Genomic DNA, 24259 nt, shown 5'->3' on the forward strand with positions numbered 1-24259 from the left:
CTGCCCCGCTGCCGCCTGTCCGACCTCAGAGCGGCAGGTGACGGTGTAGAAAGCCGCCGCAGAGCACATCCAGCCAGAGCAGCTGGTGCAGGGCGACGATGGCGAAGAACACCAGCCGAAAGCTCAGCTTGACGGTCTTGTGGCGAAAGCGCTGCTGGGCGATCAGGGCGCCCGGCCAGCCGCCGAGCAATTCGCCCAGGTGCAGCATGCGCTCCGGCACGCGCCAGCCCTTGTCGCGGGCGCGCTGCTTGTCGTGCTTGTAGAGCAGGTAGGTGGTCACGCTGGCCACCAGATAGAGCGGCATCGGCCAGAGCACCCCGCAGCCGATGGCCAGCGACAACATGCCCACCAGGGGCAGGATGAAGACCGCGATCTGCAGCAGCGCCAGCATGTCCTGGCGGGCGATGGCGGCGCGCTGCTGATAGGGCGTCAGCGGCGCGGCCCGTTTGGCGGCCTTGGGGGAAGCATTCTGCCCAGACGCACGAGCCGGCTTGCGCCGGCTCTGCTGTTCCTTCTCGGGTTTCACCCGGCCGCCTTGGCCGCGTGCCAGTCGATCCAGCCGAATTGCCAGGTGGCCAGGATCAGCATGCCGAACAGGATGCGGTACCAGCCAAAGACCACATAGCTGTGGTTACCAATGAACTTCAGCAGGGCCTTGACCGCCAACATGGCGAAGATGAAGGAGGTGACGAAGCCGACCGCGAAGATCAGCGCATCGCTGGGGACGAACATATGGCGATATTTGTAGACCGAGTAGACCGTCGCACCCACCATGGTCGGCATGGCCAGGAAGAAGGAGAACTCGGTGGCCGCCTTGCGCGACAGGCCGAACAGCAGGCCGCCGATGATGGTGGAACCGGAACGCGAGGTGCCCGGGATCATCGCCAGGCACTGGGCGCAGCCGACCTTGAGGGCGTCATGCCAGCGCATGTCGTCCACCTCTTCCACGCGAATGCGATGCTTGCGCTTTTCCGCCCAGATCATGATCACGCCACCGATCACCAGGGCGAAGGCCACGGTGATGGGGTTGAACAGGTATTCGTGGATCAGGTCACCCAGGATCACCCCCAGCACCGCGGCGGGCAGGAAGGCGACGATCAGGTTGCCGGTGAAACGCTGCGCATAGGATTTGCGCGGCAGATCGGTGACGATCTCGAAGACCTTGAAACGGTACTCCCAGACCACGGCCAGGATGGCCGCCAGCTGAATCACGATGTTGAAGGCGATGACGGTGTCGCCGCGAAAGCCGATCAGGTCGGCCACCACGATCTGGTGGCCAGTACTGGAAACCGGCAGAAACTCGGTGATGCCCTCGACGATCCCCAGAATCAGCGCCTGCAAGGCACTCCATAGGTCCATGGTATTACTCCATCCAAGTGAAACATTTGCAGGTAGCCGGAGCTGCAGGCTCCGGCGGCAACGGGGTTCGAACCGTGACGCTCCGCAGGGCATGGCCCTTCGCGGTACCCAAGACAGCATGTGCTGAAGTCAGCGCCCGGCACCTTACCAGAGCGAGACCGGTTGAAGAGACCGATAGACGGCCATTAGGTGCCGTACAATGACGAATTCAATCTTTCCGGATGTGAAGCATGTCGTTTCTGGAGTCGCTCACCACCCTGCTGGGCATGTCGCCGGTGGAGCTGCTGGCCGCCGTTCTCGGGGTGATCGCCGTCTGGCTGACGGTGCGCCAGAACATCTGGGCCTGGCCCATCGGCCTGGTGATGGTGGTGCTCTACGCCTGGATCTTCTTGGACGTGAAGCTCTATTCCGACATGCTGCTGCAGTGCATCTATGCGGTGCTGCAACTCTATGGCTGGTGGCAATGGCTCAGGGGCGGCCAGCAGCACCAGGGCCGCGAGGTCACTTCGCTGGCGGCGAAACCCCTGCTGGCCGGTCTGGCCGTCGGCGCCCTGGGCAGCCTGGCCCTCGGCTATCTCATGGGTACCCATACCGACGCCGCCCTGCCCTGGCTGGACGCCGCGCTCACCGGCTTCAGTCTGGTCGCCCAGTTCTGGATGGCGCAGAAGCGCCTGCAGTGCTGGGTGCTCTGGTTCGTGCTGGACGTCATCTATGTGGGCCTCTTCTATTACAAGGGCCTCTACCCCACCGCGATCCTCTATGCGGTCTTTGTCGGCCTGGCGGCCTATGGCTGGCTCGACTGGCGCCGCGCCCTGGCGACCGCACCATGAAGGTGGTGGTACTGACCGGCCCCGAATCGAGTGGCAAGTCCTGGCTGACGCAGGTGCTGAGCGACAGGTTCGGCGGTATGCGGGTCGACGAGTACGTCCGCGAATACTGCGAGCGGCACGGTACCGACACCACCCTGGCGGATGTGGAGCTCATCGCCCGCGAGCAAGTGCGCCGGGAAGACCAGGCGCGCGCCGCCGCGCCGCCCCTGCTGCTGCTGGACACCCATCTGCTGAGCAATCTGCTGTGGAGTCGGCTGCTGTTCGGCGCCGCACCCGCCTGGCTGGAGCCGGCGCTGCTGGCCCGCCACTACGATCTGCACCTGCTGCTCGACCCCCGCGACGTCGCCTGGCAGGACGACGGTCAGCGCTGCCAGCCGGAGCTGGCCGAGCGGCTGGCCTTCTTCGCCCACTGTCGCGACTGGCTGCAGGCCCATGGCCAGCCGGTGCTGGAAATCGCCGGCGACTGGCCCGAGCGGCAAAGGGACGCGCTGGCCGCGGTGAGCCGATTGCTGCACGAGGCCTGACCCGCCGGTAGAATGACGTCCTACACCGGAGAACGCCATGCACGACGACGATGCCTCTTTCGCCGACTTCACCCGCGGGATCCGTCCGCTCAAGCAGGATCGCGCCGACACCGGCAAACCGCGCGCCGACCTAGGCCAAGTCGCCCAGCGCCGTGCCGATGCGACCAGGACCACGACCGCTATCCGGGTCGATGGCCTGAGCGATGCCTTCGTCATCGATGTGGGCGCCGAGGACGAGCTCTACTGGGGCCGCGACGGTGTCCAGGACACCCAGCTGCGCCGCCTCAAGGGCGGCCAGATCCCCTTCGAGGGCAGCCTGGACCTGCACGGCATGACCGTGGAGAAGGCCCGGGAAACCCTCTGGGACTTTCTCGCCGAGGCGACCCGCCTGGAAATCCGCTGCGTGCGCATCACCCATGGCAAGGCCGCGCGCCTGGACGGGCGCCGTCCGCTGATCAAGAGCCACGTCAACACCTGGCTGCGCCAGCACCCCCAGGTGCTGGGCTTCACCTCCTGCCTGCCCCGCCACGGCGGTACCGGCTCGCTTTATGTCTTGCTCAAGCGCACCATGCTCGAAGGTCGCGACGAGTGACTCCGCGACTCGGGTGACGTCTCATCCGAGCGCCAACCTCCTTATCGACAAACAGGAACCCAAATGTCTCTCGAACAGCACTACTCCTCGATCCTGACCGGACTCGGCGAAGACATCGGCCGGGAGGGGCTGGTGGACACGCCCAAGCGCGCGGCCAAGGCCATGCAGTACCTCTGCCGTGGCTACAACCAGACGCTGGAAGAGGTGGTGGGCGAGGCGCTCTTCACTTCCGACAACAGCGAGATGGTGCTGGTCAAGAACATCGAGCTGTACTCCCTGTGCGAGCACCACATGCTGCCCTTCATCGGCAAGGCCCATGTCGCCTACATGCCCAAGGGCAAGGTGCTCGGCCTGTCCAAGGTGGCGCGTATCGTCGACATGTTCGCCCGTCGGCTGCAGATCCAGGAAAACATGACCCGGCAGATCGCCGAGGCCATCGAACAGGTCACCGGTGCCGCCGGGGTCGCGGTGGTCATCGAGGCGCAGCACATGTGCATGATGATGCGCGGCGTGGAAAAGCAGAATTCCTCCATGGTCACCTCGGTGATGCTCGGCCAGTTCCGCGCCAGCGACGCCACCCGCGCCGAATTCCTCAGCCTGATCAATCGCTGAGTCGACTGCGACGTCCGCCGCCCTGGAGGGTCGAAGTCTCGAACCTCTAGGAGCCCTGCACGCCATGCCGGATGTCCACAGCCTCACCCTGCTCAGGGCCCAGCCCGAACGCTCCCAGGCGCTGGGCGCCCATCTGCTCGATCTCGCCGCCGTGGCGGTAACCGACGCAGGCTGCCTGGACTACCGGGTGTTCCAGGGCAGCGAGGATGGCGACCTCTGGGTGATCCAGGCCCGCTGGGCCTCGGTCGCCGCCCAGGACGACCACTTCAACCAGCCACACACCCTCGCCTTCCTCGACGAGTTGCCCAAGCTGGCGGACGAGGTGGATCTGTATCCGCTGGAGCCGAAAGGGCCGACGGCCGAGCTTTGACGAGAGGCTGCCAAGGTTGCGCTAGATCGCGGGTTGTCTTGAGACGGCTCCGTCGTCGAAGCCCAACGAGGTAGGCGCCGAGGAGGCAACATCGGTTGAGCTTCGCTGCTCTCAACCCAACCTACGACTTGAGTGACCTGCTACGGCCAGGGCGATCTGCCGATGCGACCCTTCCTGCAAAGGCCCACCGCCGTAGGGTGGACAACGGCGCAGCCTTGTCCGCGAACAGGCACCTCGGGAGGTGTCGGCAGAACGCTGAGGTCAGGTTCGACGCCGTTATCGCGGCCATGGGCCGCTCCTACAGGTATCCGGTGCGCCCGTAGGAGCGGCCGCCTTGGCGGACCGCCATGGCCGCGATCGAGGGGCCACTCAATACTCGGACAGCGCAAAGCTCGTCAGGGCGAAGGTGGGGATGCCGGCGGTTTCCAGGCGCTGGGAACCGCCCAGTTCGGGCAGGTCGACGATGGCGGCGGCCTCGTGGACCTCGGCGCCCAGGCGGCGAATCAGGTTGCCGGCGGCGACCAGGGTGCCGCCGGTGGCGATGAGGTCGTCGACCAGCAGCACCGAATCACCGGCGCCGACGCTGTCCTTGTGCACCTCGATCACGGAGTCGCCGTATTCGGTGCTGTAGACCTCGGTCAGCAACTCGGCCGGCAGCTTGCCCTGCTTGCGGAACAGCACCAGCGGCTTGCCCAGTTCATAGGCCAGGATCGGACCGATGAGGAATCCGCGGGCATCCAGCGCCCCGACATGAGTGAAGGACGCCGAACGATAGCGCTCCAGCAACTCCGCCATGACGGCGCGCAGGCCTTCTGGCGACTGGAACAGCGGCGTGATGTCCCGAAAGATCACCCCCGGCTTGGGAAAATCGGGCACGGCGCGGATGAGGGATTTCAGGGCGGATTCGGAAAAGGACATGGCAGAGACTCTCGGGCGCCGGGCGCCTGGTTGAACACGATTGCACAGTATACCGGGGGCTACAGGGCCGGGGCCAACCTGCCGTCCCCTGGCGCTGAATCGATTCATGTAGTGACTTCCGTTGACAGCTACCAACGAAGCGGACATTCTCGCTTTCGCGCAAACGTTTGCGCGACCACAAGAACCATAAGAATTCGGAGATTCCCCTATGCTGGCCTTTCGCCCTGCCCGCCTGCTGGCGGCTATCGCTCTCACCTCCGCTTCGCTGATCCTGCCGCTCGCCGCCAGTCATGCCACGGCCGCCGAAAAGCCCAAGGTCGCGCTGGTCATGAAGTCCCTGGCCAACGAATTCTTCCTGACCATGGAAGACGGCGCCAAGACCTACCAGAAAGACCATTCCGCCGATTTCGACCTGATCTCCAACGGGATCAAGGACGAGACCGACACCTCCAGCCAGATCCGTATCGTCGAGCAGATGATCGTGTCCAAGGTCGACGCCCTGGTCATCGCTCCGGCCGACTCTAAGGCGCTAGTTCCGGTACTGAAGAAGGCCAGCGACGCCGGCATCAAGGTGGTCAACATCGACAATCGCCTGGATCCCGAGGTGCTCAAGTCCAAGTCCCTGGACATCCCCTTCGTCGGTCCCGACAACCGCAAGGGCGCGCGCCTGGTGGGCGAGTACCTGGCCAAGCAGCTCAAGCAGGGTGACCAGGTCGGCATCATCGAGGGCGTCTCCACCACCACCAACGCCCAGCAGCGCACCGCAGGCTTCAAGGACGCCATGGAAGCGGCCGGCATGAAGATCGTCGGCGTGCAGTCCGGCAACTGGGAAATCGACAAGGGCAACGCCGTCGCCGCGGCCATGCTCAACGAATACCCCGACCTGAAGGCCCTGCTGGCCGGCAACGACAGCATGGCGCTGGGCGCCGTCTCCGCCGTGCGCGCGGCCGGCAAGAAAGGCCAGGTGCAGATCGTCGGCTACGACAACATCAAGGCCATCCACCCGATGCTCAAGGACGGTCGGGTCCTCGCCACCGCCGACCAGTTCGCCGCCAAGCAGGCCGTGTTCGGGATCGAAGCCGCGCTCAAGCTGGTCAAGGGCGAGCCCACCGGTGCCAAGGACGGCGTGATCGAGACCCCGGTCGAACTCGTCACCCAGCCCTGATCCGAGGAGAGCCCCCATGTCGTCCGAGGTCATCCTCAGCGCCCGTGGCATCGGCAAGACCTATGCACAGCCGGTACTCGGCGGCGTGGACCTGGAATTGCGCGCCGGCCAGGTGCTGGCGCTTACCGGAGAAAACGGCGCCGGCAAGAGCACCCTGTCCAAGATCCTCTGTGGCCTGGTGCAACCCACCACCGGCGAGCTGAGCTTTCTCGGCCGACCCTTTGCCCCGGGCAGCCGCCGCGAGGCGGAAGCCCAGGGGGTGCGGATGGTCATGCAGGAGCTCAATCTGCTGCCCACCCTCACCGTGGCGGAAAATCTCTTTCTCGACCGCCTGCCCCGGCGGCTGGGCTGGATCGACCGCCGCCAGCTGCGCGAACAGGCGCGGCTGGCCATGGCCCAGGTCGGCCTGGAGTCCATCGACCCGGATACCCCCATCGCCGAACTGGGCGTGGGTCACCAGCAGATGGTGGAAATCGCCCGCAACCTGATCGGCGATTGCCGGGTGCTGATCCTCGACGAGCCCACCGCCATGCTCACCTCGCGCGAGGTGGAATTGCTGTTCGAGCAGATCGAGCGGTTGCGTGCCCGGGGCGTGGCCCTGGTCTACATCTCCCATCGCCTGGAAGAACTCAAGCGTATCGCCCAGCAACTGGTGGTGCTGCGCGATGGCCGCCTCGTGGCCGATGCGCCCATGGCGGAGTACGCCACCGAACAGATCGTCAGCCTCATGGTCGGCCGCGATCTCGGCGAGCACCTGGACATGGGCGAGCGCCGGTTCGGGCCGCCGCTGCTGGAGGTCAAGGGCCTGTCGCGCGCCGACAAGGTCCAGGACGTCTCCTTCGACGTCCGCGCCGGGGAGATCTATGGCATCTCCGGACTGATCGGCGCCGGACGGACCGAATTGCTGCGGCTGATCTTCGGTGCCGATCGCGCCGACTCCGGCGCGGTGCACCTGGCCGGCAAACCGGTCGACCTGGCCTCGCCGGCCAAAGTGGTACGCCAGGGCATCGCCCTGATTACCGAGGACCGCAAGGGCGAAGGCCTGCTGCTCAGCCAGCCGATCAGCGCCAACCTGGCCCTGGGCAACATGGCCAAGGTTGCTCAGCAGGGCCTGGTCAGCGGCGCCCGTGAAGCCGCCCTGGCCGAGCGTCATATCAAGGGCATGCGCATCCGCTGCAACGACGGCAGCCAGCCCGTGGGCGAACTTTCCGGGGGCAACCAGCAGAAGGTGGTCATCGGCCGCTGGCTCGAACGCGACTGCCAGGTGCTGCTGTTCGACGAACCCACGCGCGGCATCGACGTCGGCGCCAAGTTCGAGATCTATGGCCTGCTGGCCGAACTCACCCGCCAGGGCAAGGCCCTGGTCGTGGTCTCCAGCGATCTGCGCGAGCTGATGCTGATCTGCGATCGCATCGGCGTGATCTCCGCCGGCCGCCTGGAAGCCACCTTCGAACGCCATGACTGGGATCAGGAGCGGCTGCTGGCCGCCGCCTTCGCCGGCTATCGCTCCCGCGAAGCTCTGCTGGAAGAACCTGTCCCGCCGCAACCCCTTTCTCAGGAAGCCATTCGATGAGCAGTCTTCCCGTCACCTCCTCCCGGCGCGCCTTCGGCCTGGGCCTGGGCACCTACGTCGGCCTGGCCGCTGCCCTGCTGGCCATGATCGTGCTGTTCTCCCTGATGAGCAGTCACTTTCTCTCCTATGCCACCTTCACCACCCTGGCCAACCAGATCCCCGATCTGATGGTGCTGGCGACCGGGATGACCTTCATCCTTATCATCGGCGGCATCGACCTCTCGGTGGGTTCGGTAGTGGCCCTGGCCGCCGCCGTGGTCAGCGTCGCCACCCTGGAATGGGGCTGGGGCATCCTGCCCGCCGCGGCCCTGGGCATGCTCTGCGCCGCCCTGACCGGCACCCTCACCGGCAGCGTGACCGTAGCCTGGCGCATCCCCTCCTTCATCGTCTCCCTGGGCGTGCTGGAGATGGCCCGGGGCGCCGCCTACCAGCTGACCGATTCGCGCACCGCCTACATCGGCGATGCCTATGCCTGGCTGTCGACACCCTTCGCCTTCGGTATCTCGCCCTCCTTCGTGATCGCCCTGCTGGTGATCGTGGTCGCCCAGCTGCTGCTGACCCGCTCGGTGCTCGGGCGCTACCTGATCGCCATCGGCACCAACGAGGAAGCGGTGCGCCTGGCCGGGATCAATCCCAAGCCCTACAAGGTCATCGTCTTCGCCCTCATGGGCCTGCTGGCGGGCCTCGCCGCGCTGTTCCAGATCTCCCGCCTGGAAGCCGCCGATCCCAATGCCGGCGTCGGCCTGGAGCTGCAGGTGATCGCCGCCGTGGTGATCGGTGGGACCAGCCTCATGGGCGGTCGCGGCTCGGTCATCAGCACCTTCTTCGGCGTACTGATTATCTCGGTGCTGGCCGCGGGCCTGGCCCAAATCGGCGCCAGCGAGCCGACCAAGCGCATCATCACCGGCGCGGTCATCGTGGTCGCCGTGATCCTCGACACTTACCGCAGCCAGCGCGCCAAGAGCAAGGGCTGATGGCGACCATCAAAGATGTCGCCGCCCGCGCCGGCATCTCCTACACCACCGTCTCCCATGTGGTGAACAACAGCCGCCCGGTCAGTCCGAGCGTGCGGGAAAAGGTCGAGGCGGCCATCGCCGAACTAGGCTACGTGCCCAGCGGCGTGGCGCGCTCCCTGCGCAGTCGCGCCACCGGCACCTTCGGCGTGCTGGTGCCCAATGCGGTCAACCCCTACTTCGCCGAGCTGGCGCGGGGGATCGAGGATCACTGCGAACGCCAGGGCTACAGCGTCATCCTCTGCAATTCCGATGACGACGCCGACAAGCAGCTGCGCTATCTGCGGGTGCTCAAGGAGCGCCGGATCGACGGTCTGGTGGTCGCCACCGTGGACGGCGATCCGCGATTCGCCCGCGCCCTCGCCGGCCTGCGCATCCCGCTGGTGCTGGCCGACCGCCCGCTAGATGGCGTCCAGGCCGCGCATATCCGCATCGATCACCACCAGGGTGGCCTGCTCGCCACCCGCCATCTGCTGGAACTCGGTCATCGGCGCATCGCCTGCATCGGCGGCCCGGCCGACTCTCCCGTCGCCAGCGAACGAATCACCGGCTACCAAGAAGCCCTGGCGGAGGCCGGTATCGCCCCTGGCACCATCCAGCGCTGCCCCTTCACCGCCGCCGCCGGTCATGCCGCGGCCCGCGAATTGCTGGCCCGGACGGAACGTCCGACCGCGATCTTCGCCGGCAACGACACCATCGCCCTGGGCGTGCTGCGGGCCGCTGCCGAACGGGGCCTGAGCGTCCCCGGCCAGCTGTCCGTAGTGGGCTTCGACGACATCGAACTCAGCCGCTATCTCTACCCGGCCCTGACCACCATCGGCCAGTCGATCCGTGACCTCGGCGAACGCGCCGCCCAGCTGCTGCTGGCGCGCCGCGAGACGGTCGGCAGCCCTTCCACCCACGACATCGCCGTACCCCGGCTGGTGCTGCGCGAATCCACCGCGGCGCCCTCTGCTCTGGAGACCTCCCATGCACCCTGACGTCGTCGTCATCGGCAGCCTGAACATGGACCTGGTGGTGCGCACCCCGCGCCTGCCCAAGGGAGGCGAGACTCTCGCCGGCCATACCTTCACCACCGCACCCGGCGGCAAGGGCGCCAACCAGGCCGTGGCGGCCGCGCGCCTGGGCGCCCGGGTCGCCATGATCGGCTGCGTCGGCGCCGATCCCTATGGCGACTTCCTCACCCGCAGCCTGCTCCAAGAGGGCATCGACTGCCAGGGCGTCTCGGTGGCGGCCGAGGTGCCCACCGGCATCGCCTCCATCCTGGTGGACGACCAGGGCCAGAATGCCATCGTCATCGTCGCCGGGGGCAACGGCGAACTGTCCGCCGCCCATCTACAGGCCCAGGAATCCGTGCTGGACCAGGCCAAGCTGGTGATCGCCCAGCTGGAGGTCCCGCTGGCTACCGTGGGCGCCGCCCTCGCCCGCGCCCATGCGCTGGGCAAGACGGTGATCCTCAATCCGGCGCCGGCCACCGGACCGCTGCCGGCCGAGTGGTACGCCCATATCGACTACCTGGTGCCCAACGAAAGCGAGGCCAGCCTGCTGACCGGCCTGCCGGTGGACACGCTGGAACAGGCCGAAGCTGCTGCGCGCCAGCTGGTCGCCGCCGGCGCCCGGCAGGTGCTGCTGACCCTGGGCGGCCAGGGCCTGCTGCAGGTCTCCGCCGACGGCTGCCAGCACCACCCGGCCACGCCGGTCAAGGCGGTGGACACCACGGCCGCCGGAGACACCTTCCTGGGTGGCTTCGCCGCCGGCCTGGCGGAGGGCCTGAGCGTCTCGGCGGCCATCGCCCTCGGCCAGCAGGCCGCCGCCATCGCCGTCACCCGTCCGGGCGCCCAGCCCTCCATCCCCACTCGCCAGGAGCTCGCCCGGTGAAGAAGACCGCTCTGCTCAACATCGCCCTGTCCCAGGCCGTCGCCAGTCTCGGCCACGGCGACCTGGTGGTCATCGGTGACGCCGGCATGCCGGTGCCGCCGGGCACGCCCCTGGTCGATCTGGCCGTGACCCCAGGCATCCCGGATTTTCTCAGCGTGCTGCAGGCGCTGCTCAGCGAGATGCAGGTGGAAAGTCACCTGCTCGCCGAGGAAACCCTCGAGGTCCAGCCCCCGGCCCTGGCCGAACTGGAGCGTCTCAACGCCGACGGCGCCCTGGGCAGCCGCCGCCTGGTTTCCCATGACGAGATGAAGACGCTGTGTCGCCAGGCGCGGGTGCAGATCCGCACCGGCGAGTGCCAGCCCTACACCAACCTGATCCTGGTGGCCGGCGTCACCTTCTAGCCGGCGGCCCTGCCCAGCAGCTGCCGGGTCACCTGCAGGTCCAGCGGCCGGGCGAACAGATAGCCCTGAGCATGGCGGGCGCCCATGTCCTTGAGCAGTTGCAGTGCCTGGTCGTCCTCGACGCCCTCGGCGACCACATCCAGGCCCAGCGACTCGGCCATGCGCACGATGGCGCGGACGATGGCGACACTGCGCGTGCTGTCGCCCAGGCGCAGCACAAAGGATTTGTCGATCTTGAGGCCGCGAAAGCGGTATTCGTGGACATAGCCCAGCGACGAGAAGCCCGCGCCAAAATCGTCCAGCACCACCGAGACCCCGTGGCGATCCAGGGCCTCCATGGCCGCCTTGGCACGCTCGGGCTCGGCGACCAGGGCCCCTTCGGTCAATTCCAGGCAGATCCGTGACGGCGCCACGCCGTACGCGGCGAGGATGCTCAGCACCTCGTCGGCGAATTCCGGCTGCACGATGCTGTAGCTGGAGCAATTGACGTGCACCACCGGCCAGTGGGCCTGGGCGGGCTCGGCCAGGGTGGCGGCGATGCGCGTCAGCATGTAGGTATCCAGCCGCCCGATCAGGCGCAGGCCTTCCAGCTCGGGGAGAAAGGCCCCCGGCACCAGCACGCTGCCGTCGGGCTGTCGCCAGCGGATCAGCGCCTCCAGCGCCGCCACGCGGCCGGTGCCGACCTCGATGATCGGCTGGAAGAAGGGCTCCAGCTCGTTGCCGTTCTTCAGCGCCTTGCGCAGCGCACCTTCGCGCACCACCTGGTCGGACACCACCTGGCGCAGTTCCTGGTTGAACACCGCGAAGTTGTCGCGGCCGCCTTGCTTGACCCGGTACATGGCCGTGTCGGCATCGCGCAGCAGGTCATCCGGCTGGCGATGCAGACTGGGATCGGCCACCACGATGCCGATGCTGCAGGAGGCGAACAGACTGTGGTCGTCGATCACCAGCGGGCGATCGAAGGCGTCGATGATGCGCTGGGCGATGGCCACCGGCGACTCCAGGCCGCCACCGGGCACCAGGATGGCGAATTCGTCACCCCCCAGCCGCGCCAGCAGGTCGGTCTCCCGGAGGCAGCCGGATAGCCGCTCCCCCGCCGCCACCAGCAGCAGATCGCCGAAGGGATGGCCGAACTGGTCGTTGATGCGCTTGAACCTGTCCAGGTCGAGAAACATCACCGCCAGGCCGGCGCCGTCGCGCTCCAGCGCCGTCCAGAGTTCGCCCAGGCGCTGCTGCAAGAAGCTGCGATTGGGCAGCCGGGTCAGGGCATCGTGATTGTTCTCGTACAGCAGTCGGGCATTGGCCGCATCCAGGGCCCGGGTGCGCTCCTGCACCCTGACCTCCAGGGCCTGGCGCGACTGCTGGATGGCTTCCGCAGCGCTGCGCCGGGACAAGGCCGTATCGATGTGGCGCGAGACGAAGGTCAGCAGCTCCTGGTCGCGCTGGCTGTAACGCACGTCTTCGCGATAGCTCTGCACCGCCAGCACGCCGCGCACCTGCTTGCCGTCATAGAGCGGGATGCCCAGCCAGGAACAGGCTTCCGGGGTGCCCTCGACCGGGGTGATCTCACCGCGCTCGATGAGCAGTCGGGCCTTGTGCTGATCAATGATGCAGGGTCGCCGTTGGCGGATGGTGTATTCGGTATAGCCGCGGCTGCCGCGCCGGGCGACGGGGGCCGCGGTACGGCGCTCATCGGCGAAATAGGGAAAGCTCACCTCGCCCGAGGCGTCGTCGTAGAGGGCGATGTAGAAGTTGTGGGCATAGAGCAACTCGCCGACGACGCGGTGCAGCCCCCCCAGCAATTCCGGCATGTCGGTGCTGGCGCTGGACAGCTCGGCGATGCGGAACAGCGCCGCCTGCAACTGCTCGGCGCGTTCGCGCTCGGCGATCTGCTCGCGCAGCCGGGCGTTAACCTCCGACAACTCCTGGGTGCGCTGGCCCACGGTGGCCTCCAGGGATTCGCGCCGGAGGATGCGATCCAGGGCCATGGCCACGTCGCGGGCGATGACCTGGAACAGCGCCTGGTCCTCGGGCCCGTAGCGGCGTTCGCGATCATAGACCTGCAGGCTGAGTACCCCGAAGGTACGGTCGGCGCCATCCTTGAGCGGGATGCCCATCCAGAACTCGGGGACCGAGCCCTGGCAATAGTAGGGCCCTGATACCTGCGCCGCTTCAATGGCTTCCTTGGGCAGCAGCAGCGGTGTCCCGTGCATGAGCACATAGGCGGTCAGGCAGGGCCGCTCGCGATCCAGCAGCTCGAAGGACCCGGGCTCGGGGGGACTCTCGTCGCGCTGGTCGAAATAATAGGGATAGTGGATCTGGTCCGAATCGGCATCCTGCAGCGCCAGGAAAAAATTTTCGGCATCGATCAGCGAGACCAGCAGTTCGTGCGTGCGCTGCATGAACAGCTGGCGATCCAGGGTCGAACTGGCCAGGTAGGTGATGTCGTAGAGCACCTGCTGGATGGCCTGGGCCCGCTGCAACTGCAGGCGCTGCAGCACGAAGCCGAATCTCAGGGCCAGGGCGGCGAAATCGGTATGGCCATCGGGACGGGCCAGCAACCAGCCCAGCGGGGTCGGGCCACTACCGGTGGGATGGCAGCTGAGCCCCGCTTCGGCGGACAGCTGCGCCAGCTCCTCGTCCTCTAGCAACTCCGGCCAGCCACTGGCGCCATTGCCGGTGGCCATGCATGACCAGTGGCCACGGCGCTGGTACCAGGCCCAGTCGGCCTCGGCGGCCGCCGCCCGCAGTTGCGCGATGATCTGCTCCGCCTCCAACCCCGGCGCATTCGGATCCGGCCAGCGTGCCTCTGGTGGCCTGGCCGGGCGTACGCCTGGCGACTGTTCCTCAGGCCCTTTCATGCTGACTCCTTCCCATGCATTCCCCGAATCCTGCCACAGATGTTCGTGGCTTCGGCAAGTACGGAATGAACGGTTTCTCAAAGGGGGTGAACGGCAAAGATATGACTAAAGACGTTATTTGGCTAATACAAGAGTTGTACAGCAGGCAGGTGCCTGTCCAACAACTCGACCTGCCAGACAACCCCCTACCGCTGGGCTTGTAAAACAAAAAGCCAAGGGCTTTCCCATCGATCCGAAAGGCCGTCGCCACCCGAATCTCTGGCTAGGCCGGGACCACTAATAACCAGACAGAACGCAATCTGGCGGGGCGCTGCAGCCCGTTGTCGCCACTCTCCACGAGCAGGAGTTTTTCATGACCGCTTCCAAGCAAGACAACCTCATCGATTGGCTGCGCGATGCCCATGCCATGGAGGAACAGGCCGAGAAGATGCTCTCCGCCCAGGCCGCGCGCCTCGAGCACTATCCGCAGTTGCGCCAGCGTATCGAGCAGCACATCCGCGAGACCCAGGAACAGCGGCAGGTGATCGAAGGCTGCCTGAGCCGTCACGGCAGCAGCCCCTCGACCCTCAAGGACATGGGCGGCAAGTTGATGGCGCTGGGCCAGGCCATCGGCGGCGCACCCATGAGCGATGAGGTCATCAAGGGGGCCATCGCCGGCTATGTCTTCGAGAACATCGAAATCGCTACCTACACCACGCTGATCGCGGCCGCTGCCGAGATCGGAGACAGCGAAACGCAGCAGGCCTGCGAACGCATCCTCGAACAGGAGAAGGCCATGGCGGCCTGGCTGCTGGAAGACCTGCCCGCCACCACCCGCGCCTTCCTGGAACGCTCCGCCGACCCCGATCTGACCGCGAAGCGCTGAAACGCCCGAGTTATACCGTGACTAGCCCCTGGAGGTTACATGTTCGTCCATAACAAGCGACTGCAATACACCGTGCGCGTGTCCGAACCCAATCCCGGTCTCGCCAACCTGATGCTGGAGCAATTCGGCGGTCCCCAAGGCGAACTCGCCGCCGCCATGCGCTACTTCACCCAGGCGATAGCCGAGCTCGACCCGGGCCGCAAGGACATGCTGTTCGACATCGCCACCGAAGAACTCAGCCACCTGGAAATCATCGGTTCGATGATCGCCATGCTGAACAAGGGCGCCAAGGGCGACCTGGCAGAAAAGACCCAGGAAGAGGCGGACATGTACCGCTCCCTGACAGGTGCCGGCAATGACTCCCACCTCACCCAGATCCTCTACGGTGGCGGCCCGCAACTGATCAACTCGGGCGGAGTGCCCTGGACCGCGGCCTACATCGATACCGTCGGCGAGCCGACCATCGACCTGCGATCCAACATCGCCGCCGAGGCCCGGGCCAAGATCGTCTACGAGCGCCTGATCAACGTCACCGACGATGCCGGCATCAAGGACACCCTGAGCTTTCTGATGACCCGCGAGATCGCGCACCAGAAGTCCTTCGAGAACGCGCTGCACTCCATCCAGCCCAACTTCCCCCAGGGCAAGATGCCACCGCGGCCGGAATTCGCCAGCGTCTACTACAACATGTCGCAAGGCGAAGGCGATATGCGCGGTCCCTGGAACCAGGGTCAAGACTGGGAGTTCGTGGAACAGCCCAGCCCCGCCGTGGACGGCGGCGACGGCCTGGCCAGCGTCAAGCTGCCGCCGATGCAGGCCAAGGCGGTCGAACAGCTCGCGACCCGCACCATGTCGGACCCGAATGCTGCACCGGTAACGGGTGCCGATCTGGGCGCCGGCCTGGCCAAGCAACTCGACAAGAACCGCCTGGAAGAGTGATGTCTAGGCGACGGCGCCCATCGGGCGTCGTCGCCCTCCCCTCGGTCCGATGACCTTTCGTCGGCCCGCTTGCGCGCTCTGCGCTTCCGCACGAACCTGGCCAATTGCCATCGGTCCTACTGCCGTCATCGTAGTAGGGAAAGCCCTGATGGAAGATTATCTCCTGGCGTTCGCCATGGTCGCCCTGACCGCCCTGTTCATAGGTCTCACTACCGTCGGTCTGGTGGAATTCACCTGATGGCGCTTTGCCGCCTTTCGCGCTGAACATTTGTCCGGCGGTGCAGTCTGCCGCTGTGCATTGATGCCATCACGTTGTATGACGTAGCCAGGGACGCCACCATGAAACGCCACGCTTACGCCTTAGCCCTCGTTGCAGCCGCTGTCTGCAACGCACCCGTTTACGCCATGGACCAGGATGCCCTGCAGTTCGAGCAGGCCAGCATGGTCGCCTTCAAGAGCTGCGCGAACAAGGCGGTGATCGCCGGAACCCGCATCGGCGATACGGCCCGCTTCTCCGATACCGACAGCTGTGTCGTCCAGGCACTGTTGCAGATCGAGCCGGCCTACCAGAAGGCCCTCACCTCCCTGCAGAACAACGGCACCGCCCGCCGCTGCCTGCAGACCTACTACAGCAACTGGCTGACGCTGATGAAATCCCTGCCGGAGCTGCAGTCCAAGCCGCCGTCCTCCGTGCTGCTGACCGCCAACGGTGGCGAGCGCCGCCTCAACCAGTACTGGCAATTCGTGGTCAGCGCTCGCTGATCACGTCCGGGCGTCCCGCGGGGAGCCTTGGCTCCCCGCTCGCGTTTCAGCCGATGGCGATATGCCCCGGCTGCGCCGCTACCCGCGCCAGCCAGGCCTCGATGGCCGGATAGTCGTCCAGGCTGAAGCCGCCTTCGTGGGCGACGTGGGTGTAGGCATAGAGCGCGATATCGGCGATCGAGTAGTCCTCGCCGACCAGGAAGGGCGTGCGCTGTAACTGCTGCTCCATCACCCGCAAGGCCTTGTAGCCGCGCACCAGGCAGACCTCGTACTCCTCACGGCGCTCTGCCGGCAGCCCCTGGTAGAGCTGGATGAAGCGTGCCACCGCCACATAGGGTTCGTGACTGTACTGCTCGAAGAATTGCCACTGCAGCACCTGGGTCCGCAGCCGCGGCTCGCTGGGCAGGAAGCGCGTGCCGTCGGCGAGGAAGTTGAGGATGGCATTGGATTCCCACAGGCAGGTGCCGTCTTCCAGCTCCAGCACCGGAATCTTGCCATTGGGATTCTTCGCCAAAAAGGCTTCGCTCTGCGTCTCGCCGGCGAGGATATCGACCTCGTGCCAGCGATACTCCAGGCCGAGCAGGTGCAGCATCAGCACCACCTTGTAGCAGTTGCCGGAACGACGATCGCCATAGACCTGATACATCTCACAGCTCCTTGTCATGGGGGGTGGCTTCCCGGATCACGCTGGCCAGGCGCGCAAGGCCCGTATCCAGCCGTTCGGGCAGCACATGGCTGAAATTGAGCCGCAGCAGACCGCGGTGACGATCCGGCTCGGCGAAGAATGGCTCGCCCGGCATGAAGGCAACGTCCTGCGCCAGGGCGGCGTCCAGCAGCGTACGGGTATCCAGGAGCGTTTTCAGCCGTAACCAGAAGAACAGTCCACCCTGGGGAATCTGCCAGTCGGCGATGTCGCTGAAATGTCGCGTTAGCGCCCGCGCGAAGCCATCGCGACGCTCACGGTAGAAGGTCCTTACCTCCTCCAGGTGCCGGGCATAGCGCTCACTACCGAGCCATTGCAGCACCTGCCACTGGCTCATGCGGCAGGTGTGCAGATCGGCCGCCTGCTTGAGCGCCCGCAGGGGCTTGAGCAATTCAGGCGAGGCGATCAGGTAGCCCACGCGCAGGCCGGGCAGCAGCGTCTTGGACAGGCTGCCGGTGTGAATCCAGGCGCTGCGCCTGAGTTGACCGCACAGCGGTCGCGCCGGCGCGCCGTCGTAGCTGAGTTCGCGATAGGGCTCGTCCTCGACCAGGGTCACGCCGTACTCGTCCAGCAAGGCTGCCACCGCCGCACGGTTGGCTGCGGAATAGCGCACCCCGGAAGGATTCTGGAAGGTCGGGATCAGATAGGCGAAGGCCGGGCGTTGCTCTTCCAGGCGCAGGCGCAAGGCCTCCAGATCCAGGCCCTCCGGCGTCAGGCTGACCTCCAGGCACTCGGCGCCAAAGAACTGGAAGCTCTGCAGCGCCGCCAGGTAGGTGGGGCCCTCCACCAGCACCGGGGTGCCGACGTCGAGATAGAGCTTGGCGATCAGATCCAGGGCCTGCTGCGAACCCGTGGTCACCAGCACCTGGTCCGCCGTGCAGTCCAGGCCATAGGCGCGGGCCTGGGCGGCGATGGCCTCGCGCAGCGCCGGCTCGCCCTCGCTCATGCCGTACTGACCCAGGCCGGCCGGCATCGTGCTCCAGTCCACCGCTGGCAGACAGCGCTCGGCCGGCAGCCCTCCGGCGAAGGACATCACTTCCGGGCGCTGCGCCGCTGCCAGGATGTCGCGGATCAGGCTGCTCTTGAGTCGGGTCACCCGTTCGGAAAATGCCATCTGCCCTCCTGTGGCCCGTGGCCTGGTAATGAGTCAAACTACTTGACCGACCCTAATCCACTCCGGAAAGACAAGTCAATATGCTTGACCTAAATCAGACCTCCCAGCAGCGCCTGGTCATGGAGACCTTCTTCTTCGGGTACCAGGCGTTCACCGCCAAGGCCGACGACATGCTGGCGCGGCGCGGCCTGAGCCGGGTCCACCAGCGCATCCTGTTCTTCATCGCGCGCGAGCCGGGCCTGAGCAACAAGGCGCTGCTGGAGGTGCTCAACGTCAGCAAGCAGGCGTTGAACATTCCGCTGCGGCAGTTGCTGGAGATGCAACTGGTGGCCATGGAGACGGATGCCGCAGACAAGCGCAAGCGACGGCTATCCCTGACCCGGGGTGGCGCCGCCCTGGAGCAGACCCTGAGGCGTGAGCAGATGCGCCTGGTGCAGGCGGCGCTGGCGTCGGCGGGAGCGGACGCGGCCGAGGGCTGGCTGGCGTTCAATCAGGCCCTGGCCGGCCGCCAGGAGAGCGAAACCGAAAGCCAGGACAGTTCGAGCCCTTCGATCGACTCCTGAAAACTGTACCGCTGGTTCGCGGCCTCGGTGTACGGATACTGGCCCGAGCGGCCTGGCTAAGCTGGCGCAAAGCCCAGGGATGCCCCTCATGACCGTCGAACTGCTCTCCGCCTTCATGCTCTTCGCCTTCGTCTCCTCCGCCACGCCCGGCCCCAACAACATGATGCTGCTGGCGTCGGGAGTGAATTTCGGCTTTCGGCGGACCCTGCCGCACATGTTCGGCATCAGCCTGGGCCACATGCTGCTGGTCATCTGCACCGGCCTCGGCCTGGGTCAGCTGTTCGTGCTCTATCCGTCGCTGCAGATCGCCTTGCGGGTCATTGGCGGCGTCTACCTGCTGTATCTGGCCTGGAAGCTGGCCACCGCTTCAGCCCCCACACCGCGGGAGTCGGGCAGCGGCAAACCCTTTGGCTTCTTCCAGGCGGCGGCCTTCCAGTGGGTGAACCCCAAGGCCTGGGTGATGGCCATCGGCGCGGTCACCGCCTATATTCCGGCCGAGAACTTCACCGCCAACCTGCTGGTGGTCGCCCTGCTCTTCGCCCTGATCAACCTGCCCAGCGTCAGCCTCTGGACGCTGTTCGGCATGGGCCTGCGCCGTCTGCTCAGCAGCCCGGCACGGCTGCGGCTGTTCAACTGGAGCATGGCCCTGCTGCTGGTGCTGTCCCTCTATCCCATCCTGTTCGGCCATCACTGAGGTTTTTCGATGCACGCGGCTCCGCAACGCCTTTCCCCGCTGGCCGATACCTCGCCCGCCGCCGTGGTCGCCGGCTTCGTCGCCATGCTGGTGGGCTACACCAGTTCCCTGGTGCTGATGTTCCAGGCCGGCCAGAATGCCGGCCTGAGCAGTGGACAGATCTCCTCCTGGATCTGGGCACTGTCCATCGGCATGGCGCTGACCACCATCGGCCTGTCGCTGAAATACAGCACCCCCATCGTCATCGCCTGGTCGACCCCGGGCGCCGCGCTGCTGGTCACCAGCCTGCCGTCGGTGCCCTACAGCGACGCCATCGGCGCCTTTGTCCTCTGCGCCGTACTGCTCGCCCTCTGCGGCCTCACCGGCAGCGTCGACCGCCTGCTGCGCCGGGTCCCGCCGGCGCTGGCCGCCGCTCTGCTGGCCGGCATCCTCTTTCGCATCGGCATCGAGATCTGCACCGCGGCCCAGCACCAGAGTGCCCTGGTGCTGGGCATGGCCCTGGCCTATCTGGTGGCCAAGCGGCTGTGGCCGCGCTATTGCGTACTGGTCGCCCTGGTGGCTGGCCTGCTGCTGGCCGCCGGACTGGGCCTGCTGGACTTCCACAGCCTGCGGCTGGAGTTGGCGGTGCCGGTGTGGACCACCCCGACCTTTTCCCTGGCCGCCACTATCGGCATCGCCATCCCGCTGTTCGTGGTGGCCATGGCTTCGCAGAACATGCCCGGTATCGCCGTGCTGCGCACCGATGGCTACGCGGTCCCGGCCTCGCCGCTGATCGCCACCACCGGCCTCGCCTCGCTGCTGCTGGCACCCTTCGGCTCCCATGGCATCAACCTGGCGGCCATCAGCGCGGCGATCTGCACCGGTCCCCAGGCCCATGAAGACGCCAGCAAGCGCTATACCGCGGCGGTCTGGTGCGGACTCTTCTATGGCATCGCCGGGCTGTTCGGCGCCACCCTGGCAGCGCTGTTCGCCTCGCTGCCAGGCGAACTGGTGATCTCGGTAGCCGCCCTGGCGCTGCTCGGCTCCATCATGAACGGCCTGCACGGCGCCCTCGCCGACCCCGGCCAGCGCGAACCGGCACTCATCACCTTTCTGGTCACCGCCTCGGGCCTGACCCTGGGCGGGATCGGCTCGGCCTTCTGGGGCCTGGTCGCCGGTCTTTTGGCCAGTTTGCTACTGACTGCACGCCGCCGTTAGAACCCGCGCCCCTCCTGACGGGTCGGAACTGGATCCTTCCCGTCAGGAGAACACCATGTCCCGTACCAATCGCCAATTCCTGCTCGCCAAGCGCCCATCCGGCGAACCCACCGCCGACACCTTCGAGCGCGTCGAGCAGCCGATCGGTGAACCCGGCGCCGGTCAGGTGCTGATCAAGAATCTCTACCTTTCCCTCGACCCGGCCATGCGCGGCTGGATGAACGAGGGCAAGTCCTATATCAAGCCCATCGGCATCGGCGAGGTCATTCGCGCCCTGGGCGTCGGCGAGGTGGTGGCGTCCAACCACCCGGACTTCAAGGTGGGCGATACCGTCAATGGCATGCTCGGCATCCAGGACTATTACCTGGGCGAGCCCCAGGGCTTCTACAAGGTGGACCCCAGCAAGGCCAGCCTGCCGCAGTACCTTTCCGTGCTTGGCATGACCGGCCTGACCGCCTACTTCGGCCTGCTGGAGGTCGGCGAGCCCAAGGCCGGCCAGACCATCGTGGTCTCCGGCGCCGCCGGCGCGGTGGGCAGCATGGTCGGCCAGATCGGCAAGCTCAAGGCCTGCCATGTGGTGGGCATCGCGGGTGGCGCGGAGAAATGCCGCTATCTGATCGAGGAGCTCGGCTTCGACGCCGCCATCGACTACAAGGCCGAACCGGACCTCGCGGCCGCCCTGCAGCGCGAGTGCCCCAACGGCATCGACGTCTATTTCGACAACGTCGGCGGTCCGACCCTCGACGCGGTGCTGGCGCAGATCAATTTCCGCGCACGGGTGGTGCTCTGCGGCGCCATCAGTCAGTACAACAGCGACAAGGTGCAGGGCCCGCAGAACTACCTGGCGCTGCTCAGCAATCGCGCGCGCATGGAAGGCTTCATCGTGCTCGACCACGCGGCTCGCTATGCTGAGGCGCAAAAGCAGCTGGCGATCTGGCTGGCCGACGGACAGCTCAAATCCCGCGAGCACGTGGTGGAAGGCCTGGATACCTTCCCCGAGACCCTGATGAAGCTGTTCTCCGGCGAGAACTTCGGCAAGCTGGTGCTCAAGGTGTAGGGCGCGCGTCGGAAAGTCGTCACGAGCGGGTCGCGAAAGCGACTCGCCTGGCCTTCAGGCGTCAACTTACAGACGGCCAATCGCCACCATACGCCTAAGTCATTGATTTTACTGCTACGGTAAGACTGGCACGCTTCTCGCTGGAGAGGGACTATCCGCCAAGGAGAACAGGCATGGTCCCGCCCTCGTCCAACACCATCAATCTCGATCGCGCTCGCCAGCAGCGCAACGCCAACCTGGCAGCCACCACCCGCGACAGCGATCCGGCGGTGCTGGGCGCGCTGCGTCAGCGCCTGCTCAGCGTCCTGCAGAGCTCGCTGGAGCTCGAACGGGTCCTGCAACTCTTCCGACAGGAGGTGGATACCCTGGTGGACCTGCCCGGCCTCACCTACCGCCATGCCGCGGAAGACGTGGCCATCGGCCTGGGCGAAGAACAGGGTCATCAGGTGCACTATCACCTGAGCCAAGGGGACCTGCGCCTGGGTGACCTGACCTTCTACCGCCAGGAGCGCTTCCAGGACAGCGAACTCGGGGCGCTGGAATACCTGCTCGGCAGCCTGCTGTTTCCCCTGCGCAATGCCCTGCTGTTTCGCGAAGCCCAGAACAACGCCCTGCGCGATGCCCTGACCGGTGTCGGCAATCGCAGCGCCCTGGATCGCGCCCTGGTGCGGGAACTGGAACTGGCCCGCCGGACCCAGCAGCCGCTGTCACTGCTGATGCTGGACCTGGACCACTTCAAGCGCATCAATGACAGGTTCGGCCATAGCGTCGGCGACGACGTGCTGCGCCAGACCGCCCGCACCCTCGGCAACAACCTGAGAAGCATGGACATGGTCTTTCGCTTTGGCGGCGAGGAATTCTGCGTACTGCTGTCGGCCACCGGCCACGACGCGGCGCATATCGTGGCGGAACGCCTGAGAGCGGCGGTGGAGGCCCAGTCGGAGACCGCCGGGGCCATCCCATTGCCGGTCACCCTGAGCCTGGGCCTGGCGACCCTGCGCGACGTCGAGTCTCCGCGCTGCCTGCTGCTGCGCGCGGATCGCGCCCTCTATCAGGCCAAGGCCGAAGGCCGCAATCGATTCTGCAGCCTGGCCTAGCGGTCGCCTGGGGCCAGGCGACCTCTCTGCTTAGCGGCGACCGCCCTTGCCGGTACCGCCGCCGCTCGGACCACGACGCGGGGCAATGCCCGGTGAGGTACGGCCCTTGCTGACCGGCTTGCGGCCCATTTCGCTGGGACGCTCGGCCACGGCCGACCCCTGGGGCTTGCCGGTCTTGCCCGTCTTGCTGAGCTTGTTGCGCGAACCCCGACCGGCATCGATCGGCCGCGCGGTCTTGCGCTGCTGACGCTCGAGCTTTTCCTTGGTCTTGCCGCCCATGGACGGCAGCGCCACCGGCGGCAGGCCGACTTCGCCCGCGAGGATGTCGATCTCCCCCTGGGTCATCTCGCGCCAGCGCCCGACCGGCAGATCGCTGGTCATGAACACCGGACCGAAACGTACGCGCTTCAGCCGGCTCACCACCAGGCCCTGAGATTCCCACAGCCGACGGACTTCGCGGTTGCGGCCTTCCATCACCACGCAATGGAACCAGTGGTTGAAGCCGTCGCCCTCCGGCGCCTGCTGGACGTCGGTGAAGCGCGCCGGGCCGTCTTCGAGGATCACCCCGTTCTTCAGGCGCAGCAGCATCTCTTCGGTCACCTCGCCCCGTACCCGTACCGCGTACTCGCGATCCATCTGGTAGGAGGGGTGCATCAGCCGGTTGGCCAGTTCGCCATCGGTGGTGAACAGCAGCAGGCCGGTGGTGTTGATGTCCAGGCGACCGACATTGATCCAGCGGCCCTGCTTGGGCTTGGGCAGGCGGTCGAAGACGGTGGGCCGGCCTTCGGGATCGTCACGGGTGCAGATCTCGCCTTCGGGCTTGTTGTAGATCAGCACGCGGCGTACCACTTCCTCGGCCTGGTCGCGCTTGAGCAGGCGACCGTCCACCGCGATGGCGTCCTTGGGCATGACGCGCAGGCCCAGGGGCGCGACCACGCCGTTGACCTTGATGCGGCCTTCGCCGATCCAGGCTTCGACGTCGCGACGCGAACCGACGCCCAGGCGCGACAGCACCTTCTGCAGCTTTTCGCCAGCCGGCGCGGGTGCGCTTTCTTCGAGGATTTCGTTTGGGGGATTCTTGTCGAGGGTCATCAGGCACCTCCCGGTGTAGTGGACGACAAAGGCGCCGCGGAACGGGCGCCAGGAAAAAGACAGGGCGCATGATAGCGCCC

26 protein-coding genes are annotated in these 24259 nt (G+C 66.3%); 19 read left to right on the forward strand and 7 right to left on the reverse strand.

Annotated features, from left to right (window positions below; genetic code table 11):
* Positions 1-25: 25 nt before the first annotated feature.
* Together EC839_RS03460 and EC839_RS03465 are read right to left on the reverse strand one after the other, a co-directional pair.
* The gene (locus EC839_RS03460) at positions 26-526 is read right to left on the reverse strand and encodes a DUF1294 domain-containing protein (RefSeq protein ID WP_007158432.1); all 501 of its coding nucleotides are present in this window, start codon (positions 524-526) and stop codon (positions 26-28) included.
* Positions 523-1359: an undecaprenyl-diphosphate phosphatase gene (locus tag EC839_RS03465; RefSeq protein WP_007158433.1), complete on the reverse strand. Its 837-nt coding sequence runs from the start codon at positions 1357-1359 to the stop codon at positions 523-525. The genes EC839_RS03460 and EC839_RS03465 overlap by 4 nt, the downstream gene beginning before the upstream one ends.
* A 266-nt stretch (positions 1360-1625) precedes the next feature.
* On the opposite strand from EC839_RS03465, the gene pnuC reads away from it, so the two are divergent.
* The 5 genes from pnuC (at position 1626) to EC839_RS03490 (ending at position 4287) form a co-directional block, all read left to right on the forward strand.
* Positions 1626-2189 (forward strand): nicotinamide riboside transporter PnuC, encoded by a 564-nt coding sequence (gene pnuC / locus EC839_RS03470; RefSeq protein ID WP_027599469.1) that lies wholly within the window; start codon positions 1626-1628, stop codon positions 2187-2189.
* Positions 2186-2713, forward strand: a complete 528-nt coding sequence (locus EC839_RS03475; RefSeq protein WP_007158435.1) for an AAA family ATPase — start codon at positions 2186-2188, stop codon at positions 2711-2713. Before pnuC ends, EC839_RS03475 begins: the two co-directional genes overlap by 4 nt.
* 37 nt (positions 2714-2750) lie before the next feature.
* On the forward strand, positions 2751-3305 hold the full coding sequence (locus tag EC839_RS03480; RefSeq protein ID WP_007158436.1) for a Smr/MutS family protein: 555 nt from the start codon (positions 2751-2753) through the stop codon (positions 3303-3305).
* A gap of 63 nt (positions 3306-3368) precedes the next feature.
* Complete coding sequence (gene folE / locus EC839_RS03485; RefSeq protein WP_027599472.1) at positions 3369-3917, forward strand: GTP cyclohydrolase I FolE; 549 nt, start codon at positions 3369-3371, stop codon at positions 3915-3917.
* Between the two features lie 64 nt (positions 3918-3981).
* Complete coding sequence (locus EC839_RS03490) at positions 3982-4287, forward strand: putative quinol monooxygenase (protein WP_007158438.1); 306 nt, start codon at positions 3982-3984, stop codon at positions 4285-4287.
* 369 nt (positions 4288-4656) lie between these two features.
* On the opposite strand, the gene EC839_RS03495 is transcribed toward EC839_RS03490, so the two are convergent.
* Positions 4657-5205 carry an adenine phosphoribosyltransferase gene (locus EC839_RS03495; protein ID WP_007158439.1) on the reverse strand — a complete coding sequence of 183 codons (549 nt, stop codon included), beginning with the start codon at positions 5203-5205 and terminating at the stop codon, positions 4657-4659.
* 208 nt (positions 5206-5413) lie between these two features.
* Between EC839_RS03495 and EC839_RS03500 the strand changes: the two genes are divergently transcribed.
* Genes EC839_RS03500 through rbsD form a run of 6 tightly spaced genes read left to right on the forward strand, consistent with a single transcriptional unit; the run spans position 5414 to position 11235 of the window.
* A complete protein-coding gene (locus EC839_RS03500) occupies positions 5414-6370 on the forward strand; it encodes a sugar ABC transporter substrate-binding protein (protein ID WP_007158440.1) in 957 nt (318 codons plus the stop codon).
* 16 nt (positions 6371-6386) lie between these two features.
* Positions 6387-7943, forward strand: coding sequence for a sugar ABC transporter ATP-binding protein (locus EC839_RS03505; protein WP_007158441.1), 1557 nt, complete (start codon positions 6387-6389; stop codon positions 7941-7943).
* Positions 7940-8917, forward strand: a complete 978-nt coding sequence (locus tag EC839_RS03510; RefSeq protein WP_007158442.1) for an ABC transporter permease — start codon at positions 7940-7942, stop codon at positions 8915-8917. The genes EC839_RS03505 and EC839_RS03510 overlap by 4 nt, the downstream gene beginning before the upstream one ends.
* Entirely contained in the window at positions 8917-9936 is a 1020-nt protein-coding gene (locus EC839_RS03515) for a LacI family DNA-binding transcriptional regulator (protein ID WP_132832198.1), read from the forward strand. Before EC839_RS03510 ends, EC839_RS03515 begins: the two co-directional genes overlap by 1 nt.
* The gene (gene rbsK, locus EC839_RS03520) at positions 9926-10834 is read left to right on the forward strand and encodes a ribokinase (RefSeq protein WP_007158444.1); all 909 of its coding nucleotides are present in this window, start codon (positions 9926-9928) and stop codon (positions 10832-10834) included. Before EC839_RS03515 ends, rbsK begins: the two co-directional genes overlap by 11 nt.
* A complete protein-coding gene (gene rbsD, locus EC839_RS03525) occupies positions 10831-11235 on the forward strand; it encodes a D-ribose pyranase (RefSeq protein ID WP_007158445.1) in 405 nt (134 codons plus the stop codon). The genes rbsK and rbsD overlap by 4 nt, the downstream gene beginning before the upstream one ends.
* Here the strand turns inward: rbsD and EC839_RS03530 are convergent.
* Entirely contained in the window at positions 11232-14096 is a 2865-nt protein-coding gene (locus EC839_RS03530; protein WP_165904650.1) for an EAL domain-containing protein, read from the reverse strand. The genes rbsD and EC839_RS03530 overlap by 4 nt on opposite strands.
* A gap of 352 nt (positions 14097-14448) precedes the next feature.
* On the opposite strand from EC839_RS03530, the gene EC839_RS03535 reads away from it, so the two are divergent.
* From EC839_RS03535 to EC839_RS03545, 3 genes are all read left to right on the forward strand, one after another.
* Positions 14449-14961, forward strand: coding sequence for a ferritin-like domain-containing protein (locus EC839_RS03535; RefSeq protein ID WP_007158447.1), 513 nt, complete (start codon positions 14449-14451; stop codon positions 14959-14961).
* Between the two features lie 39 nt (positions 14962-15000).
* Positions 15001-15900: a manganese catalase family protein gene (locus EC839_RS03540; protein ID WP_007158448.1), complete on the forward strand. Its 900-nt coding sequence runs from the start codon at positions 15001-15003 to the stop codon at positions 15898-15900.
* Positions 15901-16239: 339 nt separating this feature from the next.
* The gene (locus EC839_RS03545; RefSeq protein WP_039975161.1) at positions 16240-16662 is read left to right on the forward strand and encodes a hypothetical protein; all 423 of its coding nucleotides are present in this window, start codon (positions 16240-16242) and stop codon (positions 16660-16662) included.
* 46 nt (positions 16663-16708) lie between these two features.
* Here the strand turns inward: EC839_RS03545 and EC839_RS03550 are convergent, their stop codons facing one another.
* Positions 16709-17308, reverse strand: coding sequence for a glutathione S-transferase family protein (locus tag EC839_RS03550; protein ID WP_007158450.1), 600 nt, complete (start codon positions 17306-17308; stop codon positions 16709-16711).
* A gap of 1 nt (position 17309) precedes the next feature.
* Positions 17310-18479: a PLP-dependent aminotransferase family protein gene (locus EC839_RS03555; protein ID WP_007158451.1), complete on the reverse strand. Its 1170-nt coding sequence runs from the start codon at positions 18477-18479 to the stop codon at positions 17310-17312.
* Positions 18480-18559: 80 nt separating this feature from the next.
* Here EC839_RS03555 and EC839_RS03560 point away from each other — a divergent pair, with 80 nt between their 5' ends.
* From EC839_RS03560 to EC839_RS03580, 5 genes are all read left to right on the forward strand, one after another.
* The gene (locus EC839_RS03560; RefSeq protein ID WP_007158452.1) at positions 18560-19042 is read left to right on the forward strand and encodes a MarR family winged helix-turn-helix transcriptional regulator; all 483 of its coding nucleotides are present in this window, start codon (positions 18560-18562) and stop codon (positions 19040-19042) included.
* Positions 19043-19130: 88 nt separating this feature from the next.
* Positions 19131-19736 (forward strand): LysE family translocator, encoded by a 606-nt coding sequence (locus tag EC839_RS03565; RefSeq protein WP_007158453.1) that lies wholly within the window; start codon positions 19131-19133, stop codon positions 19734-19736.
* Positions 19737-19745: 9 nt separating this feature from the next.
* Positions 19746-20933 (forward strand): benzoate/H(+) symporter BenE family transporter, encoded by a 1188-nt coding sequence (locus EC839_RS03570; RefSeq protein ID WP_007158454.1) that lies wholly within the window; start codon positions 19746-19748, stop codon positions 20931-20933.
* A gap of 55 nt (positions 20934-20988) precedes the next feature.
* Positions 20989-21990 carry an NADP-dependent oxidoreductase gene (locus EC839_RS03575; protein ID WP_007158455.1) on the forward strand — a complete coding sequence of 334 codons (1002 nt, stop codon included), beginning with the start codon at positions 20989-20991 and terminating at the stop codon, positions 21988-21990.
* Between the two features lie 173 nt (positions 21991-22163).
* Positions 22164-23087, forward strand: coding sequence for a GGDEF domain-containing protein (locus EC839_RS03580; protein WP_007158456.1), 924 nt, complete (start codon positions 22164-22166; stop codon positions 23085-23087).
* 30 nt (positions 23088-23117) lie between these two features.
* Here EC839_RS03580 and rluB read toward each other — a convergent pair whose 3' ends face one another.
* A complete protein-coding gene (rluB, locus tag EC839_RS03585; protein WP_007158457.1) occupies positions 23118-24179 on the reverse strand; it encodes a 23S rRNA pseudouridine(2605) synthase RluB in 1062 nt (353 codons plus the stop codon).
* Between the last annotated feature and the right edge of the window lie 80 nt (positions 24180-24259).

The organism is Pseudomonas sp. JUb52, assembly GCF_004341115.1.
Lineage (GTDB): Bacteria > Pseudomonadota > Gammaproteobacteria > Pseudomonadales > Pseudomonadaceae > Chryseomonas > Chryseomonas oryzihabitans.

Coding starts and splice junctions, on each gene's coding strand:
- EC839_RS03500 (WP_007158440.1), top strand. CDS start 5,414: ATGCTGGCCTTTCGCCCTGCCCGCCTGCTGGCGGCTATCGCTCTCACC.
- EC839_RS03495 (WP_007158439.1), bottom strand. CDS start 5,205: ATGTCCTTTTCCGAATCCGCCCTGAAATCCCTCATCCGCGCCGTGCCC.
- EC839_RS03575 (WP_007158455.1), top strand. CDS start 20,989: ATGTCCCGTACCAATCGCCAATTCCTGCTCGCCAAGCGCCCATCCGGC.
- rluB (WP_007158457.1), bottom strand. CDS start 24,179: ATGACCCTCGACAAGAATCCCCCAAACGAAATCCTCGAAGAAAGCGCA.
- folE (WP_027599472.1), top strand. CDS start 3,369: ATGTCTCTCGAACAGCACTACTCCTCGATCCTGACCGGACTCGGCGAA.
- EC839_RS03505 (WP_007158441.1), top strand. CDS start 6,387: ATGTCGTCCGAGGTCATCCTCAGCGCCCGTGGCATCGGCAAGACCTAT.
- EC839_RS03475 (WP_007158435.1), top strand. CDS start 2,186: ATGAAGGTGGTGGTACTGACCGGCCCCGAATCGAGTGGCAAGTCCTGG.
- EC839_RS03510 (WP_007158442.1), top strand. CDS start 7,940: ATGAGCAGTCTTCCCGTCACCTCCTCCCGGCGCGCCTTCGGCCTGGGC.
- EC839_RS03580 (WP_007158456.1), top strand. CDS start 22,164: ATGGTCCCGCCCTCGTCCAACACCATCAATCTCGATCGCGCTCGCCAG.
- EC839_RS03540 (WP_007158448.1), top strand. CDS start 15,001: ATGTTCGTCCATAACAAGCGACTGCAATACACCGTGCGCGTGTCCGAA.
- EC839_RS03530 (WP_165904650.1), bottom strand. CDS start 14,096: ATGAAAGGGCCTGAGGAACAGTCGCCAGGCGTACGCCCGGCCAGGCCA.
- rbsK (WP_007158444.1), top strand. CDS start 9,926: ATGCACCCTGACGTCGTCGTCATCGGCAGCCTGAACATGGACCTGGTG.
- EC839_RS03565 (WP_007158453.1), top strand. CDS start 19,131: ATGACCGTCGAACTGCTCTCCGCCTTCATGCTCTTCGCCTTCGTCTCC.
- EC839_RS03480 (WP_007158436.1), top strand. CDS start 2,751: ATGCACGACGACGATGCCTCTTTCGCCGACTTCACCCGCGGGATCCGT.
- pnuC (WP_027599469.1), top strand. CDS start 1,626: ATGTCGCCGGTGGAGCTGCTGGCCGCCGTTCTCGGGGTGATCGCCGTC.
- EC839_RS03515 (WP_132832198.1), top strand. CDS start 8,917: ATGGCGACCATCAAAGATGTCGCCGCCCGCGCCGGCATCTCCTACACC.
- EC839_RS03545 (WP_039975161.1), top strand. CDS start 16,240: ATGAAACGCCACGCTTACGCCTTAGCCCTCGTTGCAGCCGCTGTCTGC.
- EC839_RS03570 (WP_007158454.1), top strand. CDS start 19,746: ATGCACGCGGCTCCGCAACGCCTTTCCCCGCTGGCCGATACCTCGCCC.
- EC839_RS03550 (WP_007158450.1), bottom strand. CDS start 17,308: ATGTATCAGGTCTATGGCGATCGTCGTTCCGGCAACTGCTACAAGGTG.
- EC839_RS03490 (WP_007158438.1), top strand. CDS start 3,982: ATGCCGGATGTCCACAGCCTCACCCTGCTCAGGGCCCAGCCCGAACGC.
- EC839_RS03560 (WP_007158452.1), top strand. CDS start 18,560: ATGCTTGACCTAAATCAGACCTCCCAGCAGCGCCTGGTCATGGAGACC.
- EC839_RS03555 (WP_007158451.1), bottom strand. CDS start 18,479: ATGGCATTTTCCGAACGGGTGACCCGACTCAAGAGCAGCCTGATCCGC.
- EC839_RS03535 (WP_007158447.1), top strand. CDS start 14,449: ATGACCGCTTCCAAGCAAGACAACCTCATCGATTGGCTGCGCGATGCC.
- EC839_RS03465 (WP_007158433.1), bottom strand. CDS start 1,359: ATGGACCTATGGAGTGCCTTGCAGGCGCTGATTCTGGGGATCGTCGAG.